At 66.8% G+C, this 14236-nt stretch carries 12 protein-coding genes; 8 read left to right on the top strand and 4 right to left on the bottom strand.

Features of this window, described 5'->3' with window-relative positions; all coding sequences use genetic code 11:
• Positions 1 to 170: 170 nt before the first annotated feature.
• The 3 genes from RT614_RS28275 to RT614_RS28285 are packed head-to-tail and all read right to left on the bottom strand — an operon-like array spanning position 171 to position 4754.
• The gene (locus tag RT614_RS28275; RefSeq protein WP_313625824.1) at positions 171 to 1604 is read right to left on the bottom strand and encodes an efflux transporter outer membrane subunit; all 1434 of its coding nucleotides are present in this window, start codon (positions 1602 to 1604) and stop codon (positions 171 to 173) included.
• A 5-nt stretch (positions 1605 to 1609) separates the two neighbouring features.
• Positions 1610 to 3568, bottom strand: a complete 1959-nt coding sequence (locus RT614_RS28280; RefSeq protein ID WP_313625825.1) for a MacB family efflux pump subunit — start codon at positions 3566 to 3568, stop codon at positions 1610 to 1612.
• 1 nt (position 3569) lies between these two features.
• On the bottom strand, positions 3570 to 4754 hold the full coding sequence (locus RT614_RS28285; RefSeq protein WP_313625827.1) for an efflux RND transporter periplasmic adaptor subunit: 1185 nt from the start codon (positions 4752 to 4754) through the stop codon (positions 3570 to 3572).
• 401 nt (positions 4755 to 5155) lie between these two features.
• Here RT614_RS28285 and RT614_RS28290 point away from each other — a divergent pair, with 401 nt between their 5' ends.
• The 6 genes from RT614_RS28290 to purU all read left to right on the top strand — a co-directional run bounded on the left by RT614_RS28290 (position 5156) and on the right by purU (position 10444).
• A complete protein-coding gene (locus RT614_RS28290; protein ID WP_313625829.1) occupies positions 5156 to 6364 on the top strand; it encodes an MFS transporter in 1209 nt (402 codons plus the stop codon).
• A gap of 2 nt (positions 6365 to 6366) precedes the next feature.
• Positions 6367 to 7029 carry a gamma-glutamylcyclotransferase gene (locus tag RT614_RS28295; RefSeq protein ID WP_409558531.1) on the top strand — a complete coding sequence of 221 codons (663 nt, stop codon included), beginning with the start codon at positions 6367 to 6369 and terminating at the stop codon, positions 7027 to 7029.
• A 116-nt stretch (positions 7030 to 7145) separates the two neighbouring features.
• The gene (pdxH, locus tag RT614_RS28300; protein ID WP_313625833.1) at positions 7146 to 7775 is read left to right on the top strand and encodes a pyridoxamine 5'-phosphate oxidase; all 630 of its coding nucleotides are present in this window, start codon (positions 7146 to 7148) and stop codon (positions 7773 to 7775) included.
• 141 nt (positions 7776 to 7916) lie between these two features.
• Positions 7917 to 8441, top strand: coding sequence for a flavin reductase family protein (locus RT614_RS28305; RefSeq protein WP_313625834.1), 525 nt, complete (start codon positions 7917 to 7919; stop codon positions 8439 to 8441).
• Positions 8438 to 9547 (top strand): NAD(P)/FAD-dependent oxidoreductase, encoded by a 1110-nt coding sequence (locus tag RT614_RS28310; protein WP_313625836.1) that lies wholly within the window; start codon positions 8438 to 8440, stop codon positions 9545 to 9547. The genes RT614_RS28305 and RT614_RS28310 overlap by 4 nt, the downstream gene beginning before the upstream one ends.
• 42 nt (positions 9548 to 9589) lie before the next feature.
• Positions 9590 to 10444, top strand: a complete 855-nt coding sequence (purU, locus tag RT614_RS28315; protein WP_313625837.1) for a formyltetrahydrofolate deformylase — start codon at positions 9590 to 9592, stop codon at positions 10442 to 10444.
• A 3-nt stretch (positions 10445 to 10447) separates the two neighbouring features.
• On the opposite strand, the gene RT614_RS28320 is transcribed toward purU, so the two are convergent.
• Positions 10448 to 11362 carry a LysR family transcriptional regulator gene (locus RT614_RS28320; protein ID WP_313625839.1) on the bottom strand — a complete coding sequence of 305 codons (915 nt, stop codon included), beginning with the start codon at positions 11360 to 11362 and terminating at the stop codon, positions 10448 to 10450.
• Between the two features lie 123 nt (positions 11363 to 11485).
• On the opposite strand from RT614_RS28320, the gene RT614_RS28325 reads away from it, so the two are divergent.
• Together RT614_RS28325 and RT614_RS28330 are read left to right on the top strand one after the other, a co-directional pair.
• A complete protein-coding gene (locus tag RT614_RS28325) occupies positions 11486 to 13186 on the top strand; it encodes an acyl-CoA dehydrogenase family protein (protein WP_313625841.1) in 1701 nt (566 codons plus the stop codon).
• Positions 13187 to 13256: 70 nt separating this feature from the next.
• Complete coding sequence (locus RT614_RS28330; RefSeq protein ID WP_313625842.1) at positions 13257 to 14234, top strand: tripartite tricarboxylate transporter substrate binding protein; 978 nt, start codon at positions 13257 to 13259, stop codon at positions 14232 to 14234.
• Positions 14235 to 14236 lie beyond the last annotated feature (2 nt).

Below are 14236 nucleotides of genomic sequence, written 5' to 3' on the forward strand. Positions count from 1 at the left end.
GGCTCCGGACCGCAATCGTAGCCCCGCCCACCCCAGGCCCACGCCACGCCGGGCGCCTCAAGAACCAGCCCGCTGCCTCAAGAACCAGCCCGCCGCCTCAAGAACCAGCCCGCCGCCTCAAGAACCAGCCCGCCCGCTCAAGCACCAAGCCGTCGCCCAACTAACCTTCATCATTCCGACCCCGCCAGCCCACCATCTCCAACTGCCACCACATCATCCCCACCCAGCGCCTGATAAACAGTCACCTGATTCACCAACCGATTCAGCATATTCTCATCGCTGGCAATCTCCGCCACCCGGCGCTTCTCCTGCGCATCCAGCCAGTCCCTCAGCGGCACAGCTCCAGCCCGGTACCGCACCTCGTAAAGCCGCTCGGCTTCTCGCGCAGACCGTAAGGCCAGGTCCAGTTGTTCCGCCCGAAGCGCCAGTTGCGTCCTGTTCGACAGCGCGTTTTCCACGTCCGCCATCGCCTGGTACAGCGACTGCCGGAAATTGACGACGCGTTCCTCGTAGTCCGCCTTCGAAATCTTGATGTTCAGCTGCATCTGGTTCCACTGCAAAAACGGCAGCGTCAGACCCGCACCTAGCGTCGCGATGGGGTTCTGCAGCACTTCGGACAGCGTGGGACTGGAGCTTCCCAGCGCACCAGTCAGCGTCAGCGGCGGATAGAAGCTGGCCCGCGTGGCGTCGACGGTGGCCAGCGACTCACGCAGGCGCATCTCCGTGGCGCGCAGGTCCGGCCGACGGCCCAGCAGTTCCGCCGGCACGCCGGCGCGGGCCTCGGGCAGTGCGTTGGACGGCAGGCGCGCCGGGTCGGCCATGCTGCGGTCCGGCGGGCCGTCGAACAGGATCGTCAGCGCGTTCGTGTATTCCACCCGCTGCTGCACCAGCAGCGCATGCGCCGCCTGCTGGCTGGCCACGGTCTGTTCGGCCTCGGCCAGTTCCAGCGCCGACGCCCCGCCCGCGGCGTACTGCGCGCGCACCAGGTCCTGCGTGCGGCGCGCGTAAGCAATGCTCTCTTCGCTGCTAGCGATGCGCTGGTTGATGAAGGCCTTCTGCCAGTACAGCGTCGCGGTCGTGCCCACCAACGACAGCGCGGCGCTCTGGCGGTCCTGCTCGGTGGCCAGCGCTTCCCACTGCGTCGCATCACGCTGGCGCGACAGCTTGCCCCACAGGTCCACCTGATAACTGACGGTCAGCTCGGCAGAATTGGCTCGCGTGATCGAGCGGTCGCCGTACAGGTTGCGGATTCGCGAGACGTTGGCGTCGCCGCCAAGCTGGGGGAACAGCTGGTCTTCCGACAGGCCTGCCTGATACTGAGCCCGGCGCACGCGGATTGCCGCCGCGGCAAGGTCGTTGTTGCGCGCCAGCGCGGTCTCGACCAGGCCGTTGAGCACGGGGTCATCGAAATTGCGCCACCACGCGCCGCCATTGGCCAGCGAGGCCTCGGCGCTTGCCGAGTTCCCCGCTGCGGCGTGCGTCCAGGCCGGCGGCACGCTGGTCGCCGGGGCTTCGTAGTCGGTGCGCAGCAAGCTGCCGCAGCCGCCCAGCGCCAGCAGCAAAGCCAGCACGGCGGGTTTGTACAAGGGAAATGCCGCTTTCATTTTCATCATTCCCGGGCCAGGGCCTCGACGGGATCCAGGCGCGCCGCGTTGCGCGCCGGCAGATAGCCAAAAATCACACCGATCAGCGTCGAGCACGTGAATGCCGCCACCATCGATGCCGTGGAATAGATCATCTGGAACGAACCGCCCGTGGCCTTGGACACCAGCACGCCCAGGCCCAATGACAGCAGGATCCCCACCGCGCCGCCGATCAGGCAGACCAGCACCGCTTCGATCAGGAACTGCTGCATGATGTCGCTGCGGCGCGCGCCCACCGCCATGCGCACTCCAATTTCGCGGGTGCGCTCGGTGACGGACACCAGCATGATGTTCATCACCCCGATGCCGCCCACCATCAGCGAAATCAGCGCGATCAGGGACACCAGCAGCGTCATGGTGGCCGTGGTGCGCTCGATCGTCTTGCGCACCGCGTCGGTGTTGAACACGAAGAAGTCCTTCACGACGTGCCGGCGTGTCAGCACGCGGACGATGGCCTGCTCGGCGGCGGTCGGCGGTGTCGCGTCACTGACGCGCACCGTGATGCTCTTGAGGTGCTGCTGGCCCAGCACGCGCGACAACGCCGTCGTGTAGGGAATCCATACGTTCAGCGCATCGTTGTTGCCGAAGACGGTGTCTTTCTTCTGCGTCACGCCGATCACGCGCGCGGGCATCGAGCCCAGGAACACGACCTGGCCGATGGGCTCGGTGTGCGACCCGAAAAGCGCTCGACGCGTGCCCTCGTCGATCACCACTTCCTGCGCGCGGCGGGCAACGCTGGTCTCGTCGAAGAACTTGCCTTGCTCCAGCTTGATCGCGCGCACGCGGAAATACTGTTCGCCGACGCCCTGGATGGACCCGTTCACGGACACGTTGCGAAAGCGCAGCGTGTTGCTGGTGGCCACTTCCGGCGTGACGCTGTCCACGTAGGATTCGCGTGACAGCGCGTCGGCGTCCGCCGGCACGAGGGTGCGGATGTTGACCGCTTTTTCGTCCCCGAAGTCCTTGCCGGGAAAGACCTCGACGGTGTTGGTGCCGATTGCGCTGATGTCTTCCAGGATCTTGCGCCGCGAGCCTTCGCCCAACGCCACCACCGACACCACGGCGGCGATGCCGATGATGATGCCCAGCATCGTCAGCGATGTGCGCAGCCGGTGCGCGTTCATGGCCAGCAGCGCCATCCGCAGCGCTTCGCCGCAGCGGTCCAGGTAGGCCTGCCATGCCGGGCGTTGCGCCAACGCAGGCGGCTCGTCCTTCGTCGCGGCGCGGCGCGCCGCCTCCGGGTTGCGCTTGTCCGCGACGATCTCGCCGTCGCTGATCTCGATGATGCGCTGCGCATGGCGCGCCACGTTCATGTCGTGCGTGACGATGATGATGGTGTGGCCGGCCGCGTTCAGCTCTTCCAGGATGCGCAGCACTTCCTGGCCGGTGTGCGTGTCCAGCGCGCCGGTCGGTTCGTCGGCCAGGATGATGTCGCCGCCGTTCATCAGCGCCCGCGCGATACTGACGCGCTGCTGCTGGCCGCCGGAAAGCTGGCCCGGCCGGTGCTCGGATCGGTCGGCCAATCCCAGGCGCGCAAGCAGGTCCGCCGCCCGCGCCAGCCGCGCCTCGCGGCGCTTGCCCGCATAGACGGCGGGCACTTCCACGTTGCCCTGCGCGCTCAGGTCGGCCAGCAGGTGGTAGCGCTGGAAAATGAATCCGAAGTGTTCCCGGCGCAGTTCCGCCAGCTCGTCCGGGTCCAGCGCGCCGGTGCTGCGCCCGCCGACCTTGTAGTCGCCGCGCGTGGGGCGGTCCAGGCAGCCCAGGATGTTCATCAGCGTGGACTTGCCCGATCCGGACGCGCCCACGATGGCCACCATTTCTCCAGCCTCGATGGTGAGGTTGATGTCCTTCAGGACGGCAATGGTCTGGTCGCCGGCGGGGAACTCGCGGCGCACCCCGGACAGGGAAATCAGGGGGCCGTCCATGTCAGGCCCCCGGTTTCGCGACGGCCGGCGTGGAATCCGCCGACACGACGCGCTCGCCCACCTCCAGGCCTTCCAGCACCTGCGCCTGTACGTTGTTGTTCATGCCGATACGGACCTGTCGCGTCTCGGTCTTGTTGTCCTGCAACACTACGCGGACCTCGTAGCGGCCGTCCGAGCCCCGCTTGCCCAGCGCCGACGCGGGCACCACCACGGCGTTCTTGGCCTCGCCCAGCACGATGAAGACCTGCGCGGTCATGGAGATTCGGAGCTTTTCGTCGGGGTTGGGCACGTCGAACAGGCCGTTGTAGTAGACGGCGGCGCTGGTCGACGTGCTGGTGGACGACGTCAGGGACGAGGTCGCGTCGTCCTTCTGGATGGAATCCGGTGCGGGCTCCACCGCGCGCAGCGTGGCGCGGTAGCGCTCGTCGGGCTCGCCCAGGATGGTGAAGTAGACGGGCAGGCCGGTCTTGACTCGTGTCACGTCCGCTTCGGAGATCTGCGCCTTGATCGTCATGGTGTCCACCTGGGCCACCTTGATGATGGTGGGCGCGCTCTGGATCGAGTTGACGGTCTGGCCTTCCTTGGTGACCACGGCCACCACCATCCCGTCGATGGGCGAGACGATCCGGGTGTAGCCCAGGTTGACGCGGGCGGTGTCGACCTGGATCTCGGCCTGGGCGATCTGCGCGTCCAGCGAGGCGATCTCCGCGCGGGTGACGCCCAGCGTGGCCTCGGCGGATTCATAGGCCTCGCGCGAACTGGCGTCGGCCGCCAGCATCATGCGCTGCCGCTTGAAGGCAAGTTCGGCCTGCTTCAGCATGGCGACCTTGGCCGCCCGTTCGGCGCGCCGCGTCTGCAAGGCCGCCTCGGCGTTGCGCAGCTCGTTCTGCTGGGTCAGGTCGTCGATCTCTGCGACAAGCTGGCCCTTCTTGACCCGGTCGCCCAGCGCCACTTTCAGGGACTTCAATTGGCCGGTGGCCTGCGCGCCCACACTGACCCGCTCGATGGCGTCGATCGTGCCGCTGGCCAGCACGCTGTCTTCGAGGTCCGCGCGAGTGACCTCGGCGACGGCGAACGTCGGCGGCGGAAGCGCCGAGAAAAACGCGGCTCTGCCGGCGAAAGCGAGAAGCAAAAGGAATGCGGCTATCAGGGCGTAGCGCTTGAACTTGCTGCGGGACTTTTTCATGGAACTGGACGAAAGGGACGGCGGGGCGCCGCCGGTGGCGCCGTAATGCTGGCAAATGACGGCGTCGGCAACGGGGACTGGCCCCGAAAGCCTGCACATCCTAAACGGCAGACGGTTTCAAACGATTGCCGGCAGACCTGCGAAACGTGAAAAACGGTAAGGCGGGTGGCTAACCCAAGGATTACTCCGTTGCGCGAACGATACAACGCGTTCGCATGAGGGCCAGGAACCCTTTTACCGCACCTGCGCCGAACGTGCCGTCATCTTGCCCCGTAAGCACATGACTTGGCTTCTAGATGAACGCTATCTCCGCGCAGTGACTAGTCACTGTTTGACGCAGCACAAAAATCCCCCTGCTCGACATAGGGCGATGTTACGAACAGAATGAACGCAGTTAAGCCGTGTCTACCTCTCACAGATCCCCCTCCTCGCCATCCAGTTCCCCGGAATTTTCCGGGGCGGTGCTTTTGTGCCTGCTGGCAATGATGAATCACGTGGCGTTGACAGGGGGACGGATTACCGTATCCCTGACCGCGCTGCAGATGGGCCTGTCCACGTTCAAGGTGGGCACGCTGGTGGCGGTGTTTGCGGTGCTGCCCATGCTGTTTTCGGTGCGGGCGGGACGCTGGGTGGACCGGGTCGGCATTGTGCGCCCCTTGGTCATTGGGACCACTTTGGTCGCTATCGGCACGCTTCTGCCCTTTATCTCGCAGACACAGCTAGCCCTTCTGGTCGCGTCGTGCTGTATCGGCATCGGCTTCATGCTGCACCAGGTTGCCACGCAAGACCTGCTGGGCCATGCCGAACCCGAACAGCGGCTGCGCAATTTTTCCTTCATGTCCCTCGCGTTGGCGGGCTCCGGCTTCTCCGGCCCCCTTATCGCGGGCCTGGCGATCGACCACCTTGGAACGCGCGTGGCGTTCGGCATTCTGGCCCTCGGTCCGCTGCTCTCGGCCGGCGGGTTGTACGTGTTGCGGCACCAATTGAAGGCCGTCGACGCCGCCATCACGGGCGCGCGCGAAGCCCAGCGCCGCCGCGTGACGGAATTGCTGGCCGTGCCCGCCCTGCGCCGCATCCTGATGGTCAACACCATTCTGTCCGGCGCCTGGGACACTCACCTGTTCGTGGTGCCGATCTTTGGCGTCGCGATCGGGCTGTCCGCCACCACGATCGGCGTCATTCTTGCCTCGTTCGCGGCGGCAACTTTCGTCATTCGCCTGGTTCTCCCCCTCATCCAGCGCCGCGTGCGGTCTTGGACGCTGGTGCGCGTGGCGATGGCCACGGCGGCGATCGATTTCATGTTTTATCCGCTGTTCACGGACGTTACCGTCCTGATCGTGCTGTCTTTCATCCTGGGCCTGGCGCTCGGCTGCTGCCAGCCGAGCATGCTTTCCCTGCTGCATCAGCATTCCCCGCCCGGCCGCGCGGCCGAGGCCGTGGGCCTGCGCATGGCGCTGATCAACGGCTCGCAGGTGTCGCTGCCGTTGACCTTCGGCGCGCTGGGTGCGGTAATTGGGGTTGCCCCGCTGTTCTGGGCCTATTCCGTGGCCTTGATGGCCGGGGGGTGGGTCAATCGCAATCCCCCGCACGAGCCTGAACGGAACAAGTAGTTGTGAACATGCAGTCATCCCCGCCCGCCTCGAACATTTCCGGCGCCGCCCTGCCCTTTCGCCTTTGGACTCCCGAAGAACGGCAAGCCTCGCTCGACGACGCACTTCGGCATTGGCAGGCGGGCGAAGACGTGTGGGTCTATGGGTATGGGTCGCTTATCTGGCGGCCGGACTTCGACTTCATGGAGCGACGCCTGGCGACGCTGCGCGGCCACCATCGGGCGCTGTGCCTGTGGTCGCGGGTGAACCGCGGCACGCCGGAGTGCCCGGGCCTGGTATTTGGCCTGGACCGCGGCGGCTCGTGCCGCGGCGTCGTGTACCGTCTGGCCGGCGACCAGGTCCCCAATTATTTCCCCGCGCTCTGGGAGCGCGAGATGTCCACAGGCGCCTACTTGCCGCGCTGGATCAATTGCGCCACGGACCAGGGCGTCGTGCGCGCGCTGGTCTTCATCATGAACCGCAGCAATCCCGCTTACATCCGGGCGCTGCCCGAAGCGGAGCTGTTGGCGATCGTGCGCCGCGCCGCAGGGCGCTACGGCCCTTGCACCGACTACGTCGTGCAGACGGCCCAGGCCCTGCGCGCCGCCGGCATCCACGACGCCCGGCTGGACGCCATCGCCCGCCGGCTCGAGCTGGACGGCCGCCCCCTGCCCGAAGGCGCCTGAAAGGTCGCTGCAGTATCGGTGCCCCGGACTTGCCCGGGGCCTGAGCGGGGTCAATGGAGAGCCGGGCTTCCAGGCGGTATAAACTTCCTGTTATCAACGCTGAACCCCAAGCCCCCATGTCCGTCTCTGATCTGCGTCAAAGCTACGAAAAGAACGTGCTGCTGGAAACCCAGGCAGCCGCGTCTCCGTTTGAGCAATTCGCCCGCTGGTTCGACGAAGCCCTGGCGTCCAAAGTCCCGGAACCCAACGCCATGACCCTGGCCACGGTGGACGCCAACGGCCAGCCCAGCGCCCGCATCGTCCTGATCAAGGGCTTCGATGAGCAGGGCTTCACGTTCTTCACCAATTACGAATCGCGCAAGGGCCTGGACCTGCAAGCCGAGCCGCGCGCCTGCCTGCTGTTCTTCTGGCAGCCGCTGGAACGCCAGGTCCGGATCGAAGGCGTGGTCGAAAAGGTGCCGGGCGAAGAGTCGGACGCCTACTATCACAGCCGACCGGCCGGTTCGCGCATTGGCGCATGGGCCTCGCGCCAGAGCCAGCCCATCACCCGTGAAGAATTGGAAGCCCGCGAAAAGGAATTCCGCGAGCGCTTCGGCGAACAGCCGCCGCGTCCGCCGCATTGGGGCGGCTACCGCCTGAAGCCGACCGCCATGGAATTCTGGCAAGGCCGGCCGTCTCGCCTGCACGACCGCCTGCGCTACGTCGCGGACGGTCCCACCTGGAAGATCGAACGCCTGTCGCCCTGACGGGCGCCCCCCACAACCGGGCGCCCCTGACCGGGCGTCCTTGACCGGGCGTCCCCGTCCGGGCCTTCCCGAATCCGGGCGCCCTGAACCGAGATGCCCTGAAAGCCGGGCCCTTGCGGGCCCGTCTGAATTGACTACTGCATGCCCGCCTCCGTCCCTGATTTCGACTCCGCCTTTTTCCGCACCGCACTGGGCCGCTACGCCACCGGCGTGACGGTTGTGACGACCGCCGGCCTGGACGGCGCCCCCATCGGCCTGACGGTCAGTTCGTTCAACTCGGTATCGTTGAATCCGCCGCTGGTGCTGTGGAGTCTGTCGCTGGGTTCGTCGTCGATGGCTGCCTTCGAGCAATGCGAGCGCTACGTCGTGAACGTGCTCAGCGCGCACCAGATTGCGCTGGCGCGCCGCTTCGCCACCGGCAAGACGCCGGATCGCTACGCCGGACTTGAAGTGCATCATGCGCCGGGCGGCACGCCCATGCTGGACCCGCATTGCGCGGCCTGGTTCGAATGCCGCAACCGCAGCCGCTACGTCGAGGGAGATCACGTCATCATGGTCGGGGAAGTCGAACGTTGCGGTCATAGCGGCGAGCCGCCCCTGGTGTTTCACGCGGGCGGCTTCGATCTGACGCCGGCCGGCGCGCGCTCCAAGGACGCCAATTCATGAATGTCGATATCGATTGCGTCGTCATTGGCGCCGGCGTGGTGGGCCTGGCGATCGCCCGGGCCCTTGCCCAGTCGGGTCGCGAAGTGCTGGTGGCCGAGGCCACCGAGGCCATCGGAACCGGCACCAGCTCGCGCAATTCCGAGGTCATCCACGCGGGCATCTATTACCCTGCTGGCAGCCTGAAGGCTCGTCTCTGCGTGCGCGGCAAGCACCTGCTCTATGCCTATTGCGCCGAGCGAGGCGTGCCCCACAAGCGTATGGGCAAGCTTATCGTGGCAACCACGCCGGAGCAGGCGGCGCAGCTGGAAAGCATTGCGCAGCGCGCCCGCGCCAACGGCGTGGACGATCTGCAGTACATCTCGGGCGACGAGGCCATGCGCCTGGAACCCGCCCTGCAGTGCACGGCGGCGCTGGTGTCGCCGTCCACCGGCATCGTGGACAGCCACGCGCTGATGCTGGCGTTCCAGGGCGACGCCGAAAACGCGGGCGCCCAATGCGTGTTCCATACCCCGCTGGTGTCGGGACGCGTCCGCCCCGAAGGCGGCTTCGAGCTGCAATTCGGCGGCGACGAGGCCATGAGCCTGACGTGCAACGTGCTGATCAATTCGGCCGGCCTGCAAGCGCCCGCGCTGGCGCGCCGCATCGACGGCGTGCCGGCAGCCAGCATCCCGACCGACTATCTGTGCAAGGGCAGCTACTTCACGCTGTCCGGCCGCGCGCCGTTCTCGCGCCTGATCTACCCCGTGCCCCAGCACGCCGGCCTGGGCGTGCACCTGACCCTGGACATGGGTGGACAGGCCAAGTTCGGCCCGGACACCGAATGGGTCGGCACCGAGGACTACACGCTGGATCCGTCGCGCGCAGACGTCTTCTATGAAGCCGTGCGCAGCTACTGGCCGGCCCTGCCCGACGGCGCGCTGGCGCCCGGATACACCGGCATCCGGCCCAAGATCTCCGGCCCGCACGAACCGGCCGCCGACTTCGTCATCGCCGGCCCCGCCGTGCACGGCGTGCGTGGCCTGGTAAACCTGTTCGGCATTGAATCCCCCGGGCTGACCTCCAGCCTGGCCCTGGCGGAAGAAACCCTGGCGCGCCTGTCCGCCTGATCCCGCCCGACCTCACCTTTTTCCAATTCAGCCATCCCCGCCATGCAGCACAACGACTACATCCTGACCCTGTCCTGCCCTGACCGCACCGGCATCGTCTACCGCGTCAGCGGCCTGTTGTTCGAACTGGGTTGCAACATCCTCGATTCGCAGCAGTTCGGCGACGAAGAGACCGGCCGCTTCTTCCTGCGCGTGCACTTCGACCTGCCCGTCAGCGTGTCCGCCGACGACCTGCGCGGCCGTCTGGACACGATGTCCGCGGAATACGGCATGGAACTCAAGCTGCACGACGCCCGCCGCAAGGAGCGGCTGCTGATCATGGTCAGCAAGCAGGGCCACTGCCTGAACGACCTGCTGTTCCGCGTGCACAGCGGTCACCTGCATGCGGAAGTGGCGGCCATCGTCTCCAATCACAACGACTACGCCAGCCTGGCGGCGTCCTACGGCATCCCGTTCCACTATCTGCCCGTCACGCCCGACACCAAGCTGGAGCAGGAAAAGCAGGTGCTCGACATCGTCGACAAGGCGAACATCGATCTGGTGGTGCTGGCGCGCTACATGCAGATCCTGTCCGCCGACATGTGCCGCGCGCTGAACGGCCGCGCGATCAACATCCACCACAGCTTCCTGCCCAGCTTCAAGGGCGCGCGTCCCTATCACCAGGCGCATGCGCGCGGCGTGAAGATCATCGGCGCCACCGCCCACTACGTGACCTCGGACCTGGACGAAGGCCCGATCATCGATCAGGACATCGAACGCGTCGATCACACCATGACCGCCCAGGATCTGACGCAAGTGGGCAGCGACATCGAATCCCTGGTGCTGTCGCGCGCGGTGCGCAGCCATGTCGAGCACCGCATCCTGCTGAACCGCAACAAGACCGTCGTCTTCCGCTGATCCTCACGCCTTTGCGGGGGCCTGCGGGCCCAGGGACGGGAATTCCCGCGCCACCAGCGCCACGGCGCGCTCCTGCAAGGGCGAGCGCGCCGCCTCGGGCCATATCACCTGGCTTATCGACCGCGCCTGGTGTTCAAACGCGATGAATCGCGTGCCCGCCAGCCCGCTGCGCGACAGGCACGCCGGCACGATGGACACCCCCAGCCCCTGCGACACCAGCGACGCCACGCTGAGCCAATGGCGCACCTCGTGCCGGATCGCCGGCATGAAGCCGGCCGACACGCACATCGACAGCACCGTCTCGTAATAACTGGGCGACGCCGCGCGCGCAAAGAACACGAAATCGTCCTGCGCCAGGTCCGCCAGTTCAAGCGTCTGGCGGCTTGCCAGCGGGTGGGCGTCGGGCAGGCACACGACGAAAGGCTCGGCCAGCAGGTCGCGCGCCTGCACGCCTTCCGGCACCGGATTGGCGTGGATGAAGCCCAGATCCTGTTCGCCCCGCCGCACGGCTTCGATCTGGTCGTGCGAGTTCAGCTCCGTCAGCACGTGCTCCACGTCCGGCAGTTCCGCCCGCATGGCGTTCAGCAGCGCGGGCAGTCCCCGATACAACATGGATCCGACGAAGCCGATGCGCAGGCGGCCGCGCAGGCCCGCATCCACCTGGCGCACCAGCGTGCGCACTTCCTGCGCCTGGCGCAGCACGATGAGCGCCTCGCGGTAGAGCACCGTTCCAGCGTCGGTCAGCTCCACATGGCGGCTGGTACGGGCCAGCAGGCGGGCGCCCACGTTTTCCTCAAGTTGGCGGATGGCGTAGCTGAGGGGCGGCTGGGAGATGTGCAGGCGCTCGGCGGCCCGGCTGAAGTGCCGTTCCTCCGCCACCGCAATGAAGTAGCGCAATAGGCGCGGATCAAGATCCACGGCGTCCTCCTCGATTTGGCTTCTATATTTTTTTTGGATTGATCTACATCAAAACAGTATTTGAGTAGATTGATCAAGCCCCGCACCATGGGACATCCCCCGATTCGACCCCAGGATGCCGTCATGGATACCCCCGTCATGCCCGTTGCCGCCACCACCACGCCCGTCCCGGACTCCCGGGGGTTGAATCTGTTCGACGCGGATCCCTATGCCAAGGCGCTCAGCCGCCTGTACCTGCCCTCCGCCCTGCACGATCACCTGCTGCCCCATCTGGGCCGCCTGGGCGAGCTGGCCGGCGGAGTCATGGACGAACTGGCGTCCGTGGCGGACAAGCACCCGCCCACGCTGTCGGTGCGCAGCCGCGCGGGCACGGATGAATCCCGCATCGACAAGCATCCGGCGTACGTAGAGCTGGAACGCCTGGCGTACAGCGAATTCGGCCTGGCCGCCCTGTCGCACCGCGGCGGCGTGCTGGGCTGGCCCGAGCCCATGCCGGCCGCCGCCAAATATGCGCTCAGCCATCTCTTCGTGCAGGCGGAATTCGGCCTGTGCTGCCCCGTCAGCATGACCGACTCGCTGGCGCGCACGCTGCGCAAGTTCGGCGATCCCGCGCTGGTCGAGCGCGTGCTGCCGCAGGTCACGTCGCAGGACTTCGATACGCTGCGCCAGGGCGCCATGTTCATGACGGAACAGGGCGCGGGCTCGGACGTCAGCGCCACCGAGGTCACGGCCGAAGCCCAGGATGACGGCACCTGGCGCATTCACGGCGACAAGTGGTTCTGCTCGAATCCGGATGCGGGCTTTGCCATGGTGCTGGCGCGCAGCGAGCCGCAGCCCGGCTTGAAGGGCGTGTCGCTCTTCCTCTTGCCGCGCGACCTGGCGGACGGCACGCACAACCACTACCGCATCCTGCGCCTGAAGGACAAGCTGGGCACCCGCTCCATGGCCAGCGGCGAAATCCGCCTGGAAGGCGCGGTGGCGTGGCTGGTGGGCGAACGCGGCCGTGGTTTCAAGCACATGGCCGACATGATCAACAACTCGCGCCTGTCCAACGGCATGCGCGCCGCCGGCTTGATGCGCCGCGCCGTGACCGAGGCCGTCTACGTGTCGCAGCACCGCCGCGCCTTCGGCAAGCGCCTGATCGACATGCCGCTGATGCAGCGCCAGCTTGTGAAGATGACGGTGTGGGCGGAACAGGCGCGCAGCGTCATGTTCCAGACGGCCCGCGCGCTGGCTGATGCGGATCAGGGCGCGGCCGATCCCGCCCTCGCCCGCATCCTTACGCCCCTGATCAAGTTCCGCGCCTGCCGCGATGCGCGCAAGGTCACCGGCGACGCCATGGAAGTGCGCGGCGGCTGCGGCTACATCGAGGAATGGACCGAGCCCCGGCTGGTTCGCGACGCGCACCTGGGCTCCATCTGGGAAGGCACCAGCAACATCGTCGCCCTGGACGTGCTGCGCGCCATCAAGAAAGAAAACTCGCTGCCCGCGCTGCGCAGCCACATCGACCGCTTGCTGGCCGACGGCGTGCCCTGCCCGCCCGATCTGGCCGATGCGCAGGCCCGCGCCCTGGAGCAGACTTATGCTCTGGCCCGGCACGCCGCGGATGGCGACCACGCCGAACTGGCCCGCCAGGCGGCTTCGCTGCTCTATCACGCCGTATCGATGGCCGCATTGCGCTGGGAAGCCACTGGCGCCGGCCTGGAGAGCCGGGCCCGACTGGCCGACCAGGTGTTGCTGCACCGCCTGACGCCGCGCGATCCCTATGCCATCCCCCCTGACGAAAGCGCGGCCTGCCGCGCGATCCTGCAGTACGCGCTGTAACGCGCGCCGCCGTATCCGCTATAACCCGACGCCGGCGGCACAGCCGGCGCGCCATCCACTGGAGACAAGCATGAAACGCTACTTCGCCCCCCTGATGCTGGCGGCCGCCGCCGCCATCGCCGCCCCGGCCGTCGCCGCGGACGCCTACCCGTCCGCCCGGCCCGTCACGCTGGTCGTGCCTTTCCCGCCGGGCGGTCCCACCGACGCCCTGGCGCGCCGCCTGGCCGAAAAGCTCCGCGAACCGCTCAAGCAGAACGTCATCGTTGAAAACCGCAGCGGCGCCGGCGGCAACATCGGTTCCGAATACGTCGCCGCCGCCAAGCCCGACGGCTACACCATCCTGTTCGGCACGTCGGGCCCGCTGGCGATCAATGTCAGCCTCTACAAGAACCAGGGCTACAACCCCGAGACCAGCTTCGCGCCCATCATCCGCATCGGCCACCTGCCCAACATCCTGGTCGTGAATCCGTCGGTGCCGGCCAACAATCTGCAAGAGCTGATCGCCTACGCGCGCAAGAATCCCGACAAGCTGAGCTACGCCTCATCGGGCAACGGCGCGTCGTCGCACCTGGCCGGCATCCTGTTCAATCGCATGGCCGACACCAAGATCATGCACATCCCGTACAAGGGCACGGGCCCCGCGCTGAACGACCTGCTGGGCGGCCAGGTGTCGATGTCTTTCACCGACATCCTGACCGCGCTGCCCTACGTCAAGGCGGGCAAGCTGCGCGCCATCGGGCTGGCGAGCGCGCAGCGTTCCGACGCGCTGCCGGACCTGCCCACGCTGTCCGAACAGGGGCTGGCGGGTTACGACGTGAGCGTCTTCTTCGGCATCGTGGCGCCCAAGGGCACTCCTGCCGACGTCGTCAATACATTGAACCAGGCGTTCAAGACCGCGTTGTCCGACCCGGCCGTCGAGCAGACCCTGCGCACGCAAGGCATCGTCGAAGCGCAGGACAAGACGCCTCAGGGCCTGTCCACGTTCATCAGCACTGAAGTTCCCAAGTGGCGCGAACTCATCAAGAGCGCCAACGTATCCATCGATTGAAG

Origin of the sequence: Achromobacter sp., assembly GCF_032102605.1 — a bacterium.
Lineage (GTDB): Bacteria > Pseudomonadota > Gammaproteobacteria > Burkholderiales > Burkholderiaceae_B > Achromobacter.